The sequence below is a fragment of the Mycobacterium sp. genome (assembly GCF_049278535.1).
Lineage (GTDB): Bacteria > Actinomycetota > Actinomycetes > Mycobacteriales > Mycobacteriaceae > Mycobacterium.
Map to the genome: position 1 here is coordinate 1 of NZ_JBAPMI010000390.1, position 2,852 is coordinate 2,852.

The 2,852-nt window shown below is 68.2% G+C and carries 4 protein-coding genes; all 4 read left to right on the plus strand.

All coding sequences use genetic code 11. The features are described 5' to 3' along the window. Positions 1 to 323, plus strand: a 323-nt coding sequence (locus WAO18_RS25345) for an SUMF1/EgtB/PvdO family nonheme iron enzyme (protein ID WP_422208973.1), incomplete at its 5' end; no start/stop codon positions are given. Beyond that, on the plus strand, positions 323 to 1,021 hold the full coding sequence (egtC, locus tag WAO18_RS25350) for an ergothioneine biosynthesis protein EgtC (protein WP_422208974.1): 699 nt from the start codon (positions 323 to 325) through the stop codon (positions 1,019 to 1,021). The genes WAO18_RS25345 and egtC, both read left to right, overlap by 1 nt. After that, positions 1,021 to 1,986, plus strand: a complete 966-nt coding sequence (gene egtD / locus WAO18_RS25355) for an L-histidine N(alpha)-methyltransferase (protein WP_422208975.1) — start codon at positions 1,021 to 1,023, stop codon at positions 1,984 to 1,986. Before egtC ends, egtD begins: the two co-directional genes overlap by 1 nt. Then, positions 1,983 to 2,852 (plus strand): ergothioneine biosynthesis PLP-dependent enzyme EgtE (egtE, locus tag WAO18_RS25360; protein ID WP_422208976.1); only part of this gene is annotated, 870 nt, incomplete at its 3' end. The genes egtD and egtE, both read left to right, overlap by 4 nt.

Below are 2,852 nucleotides of genomic sequence, written 5' to 3' on the forward strand. Positions count from 1 at the left end.
GTGACGCACTGCGCCCGGCCCCGGTCGGGGCCTATCCCGCCGGAGCGTCGGCATATGGCGTCGAGCAGATGCTCGGCGACGTATGGGAATGGACCAGCTCAGAACTGGAGCCGTGGCCGGGCTTCACCCCGATGATCTACCAGCGTTACTCCGAGCCGTTCTTCGGCGGCGACTACAAGGTGCTCCGCGGCGGCGCATGGTCAGTCGAGTCGGCCATCGTGCGGCCCAGCTTCCGCAACTGGGATCACCCGTACCGGCGGCAGATCTTCTCCGGGGTCCGGCTGGCCTGGTCGGTCGACAGCGATGCAGGGGGCCGCCGCTGATGTGCCGTCACCTCGGCTGGCTGGGACGCGAAGCCTCGGTCTCCTCGCTGGTGCTCGACCCGCCGCACGGTCTGCGGGTGCAGTCGTATGCTCCGCGCCGGCAAAAGCACGGGTTGATGAACGCCGACGGTTGGGGCGTGGGCTTTTTCGACGGCGAGACGCCGCGGCGATGGCGCAGTGCCGCGCCGTTGTGGGGCGATGTCTCGTTCGCGTCCGTCGCACCGGCGCTGCGCAGCCACTGCGTGGTGGCAGCGGTGCGTTCGGCAACAGTTGGCATGCCGATCGAAGCCAGCGCGACAGCGCCGTTCACCGACGGGCAGTGGCTGCTGTCGCATAACGGGGTTGTCGATCGCGATGTGCTGTCCGCCAGTGCAGCCGCCGAATCAACCTGCGACAGCGCCATTCTCGCGGCGTTGGTATTCGCCCGTGGGCTGGATGCGTTAGGTCAGACGATCGCCGAGGTGGGCGCCGATGACCCGAATGCGAGATTGAACATCTTGGCGGGCAACGGTTCTCGACTGCTTGCCACGACCTGGGGAGATACCCTGGCGATTCTGCGACGCGATGACGGCGTGGTGCTGGCCAGTGAGCCGTACGATGACCAGCCCGGCTGGGAGGACGTCCCGGACCGCCATCTTGTCGAGGTCACCACCGACCGTGTCACGTTGACTGCGCTGAACTCACCGAAGGGAAATTGATGACGCTGACGTTGTCCAACCACCTGGCCGCTGACTCGGCGTACGAGGCATTGTGCCGTGATGTGCGCGAGGGGCTGCAGAGTTCGCCGAAGTCGTTGCCGCCCAAGTGGTTCTATGACTCGGTTGGCAGCGATTTGTTCGATCAGATCACCAGGCTGCCCGAGTACTATCCGACCCGCGCCGAGGCGGAGATCCTGCGTGACCGCGCTGCGGAGATTGCATCGGTCACCGGGGCCGACACGTTGGTCGAGTTGGGCAGTGGAACCTCCGAGAAGACGCGGGTGCTGCTGGGCGCACTGCGGCAGGGCGGCGCGTTACGCAGGTTCGTGCCGTTCGACGTCGACGCCAGTATGCTGTCGGCGGCCGGGGCCGCTATCCAGCGCGAGTATCCCGGTGTCGAAATCGCAGCGGTGTGCGGCGATTTCGAAGAGCACCTGGCCAAAATCCCGAGCGGCGGCCGCCGGTTGTTCGCGTTCTTGGGCTCGACCATCGGCAACCTCGCTCCCGACGCGCGCAGCGAATTCCTGGCAACGTTGGCGGATGTGCTGCAGCCCGGCGACAGCCTGCTGCTGGGCACCGACCTGGTCAAGGACACCGGCAGGCTCGTTCAGGCGTACGACGACGCCGCCGGAGTGACGGCGCAGTTCAACCGCAATGTGCTGGCGGTGATCAACCGAGAACTCAACGCCGACTTCGATGTTGATGCGTTCCGGCATGTCGCCACCTGGAACCCGGCAGAAGAGCGAATGGAAATGTGGCTGGAGGCCGAAGGGGCCCAGCGAGTGCACATCGGTGCGCTGAACCTGGTCGTCGATTTCAGTACCGGCGAGCGGGTGCTCACCGAAGTGTCCTGCAAATTCCGGGCGGCTGCGGTGGCCGACGAACTGGCGCAGGCGGGTCTGCAGCTCACTCGGTGGTGGACCGACGCCGCCGACGATTTCGGATTGTCGCTCTCGGTCAAGTGAGCGCCAGCCTGGCCGACGCCTGGCGGGCGGCGCGCCCGCCGGTCGCCGGGTTACACCTGGACAGCGCCGCTTGTTCACGGCAGAGCCTTGCCGTGCTCGACGCGACGGCCCGGCATGCCAGGCATGAGGCCGAGGTCGGCGGATACGTGGCGGCCGAAGCGGCCACAACCGTCGTCGATGCGGGACGGACCGCGGTGGCCGCACTCGCCGGCATGCCCGACGCGGACGTGGTGTTCACCACCGGCTCGCAGCATGCACTGGACCTGCTGTTGTCGAGCTGGCCGCCCGGTAGCCGGACGCTGGCCTGCCTCCCCGGCGAATACGGCCCCAATCTCGCGTTGATGGCCGTGCACGGCTTCGCCCGCCGGACGCTACCGACCGACGCCGAGGGCCGGGTCGCGATCGACGAGGCGGCGCTCAGCCTGGCCGCCGACCCGCCGGACCTGGTCCACCTGACCGCGGTGGCCAGCCACCGCGGGGTGGTGCAGCCGCTGCAACAGATGGCGCGGCTGTGTCGCGACTTGGGGCTGCCACTTGTCGTCGACGCGGCGCAGGCGCTCGGTCAGGTGGACTGCTCGGTGGGCGCCGACGCGGCCTACGCGTCGTCGCGCAAATGGATGGCGGGCCCGCGTGGTGTCGGTGTTCTCGCTGTGCGTCCGACCCTGATGCAGCGACTGCGCCCGCGACTACCGCCGCCGGAGTGGGTGGGGTCGTTGTCGACCGCCCAGCGGCTCGAACTGGGTGAGGCCAATATCGCTGCGCGAGTAGGCTTTTCAGTGGCAAGCGGCGAACACCTCGCCGCCGGCCCGGCTGCGATCCGGGCCGGGCTGGCGGAGGTGGGCCAGCTCAGCCGGACCGTCCTCGCC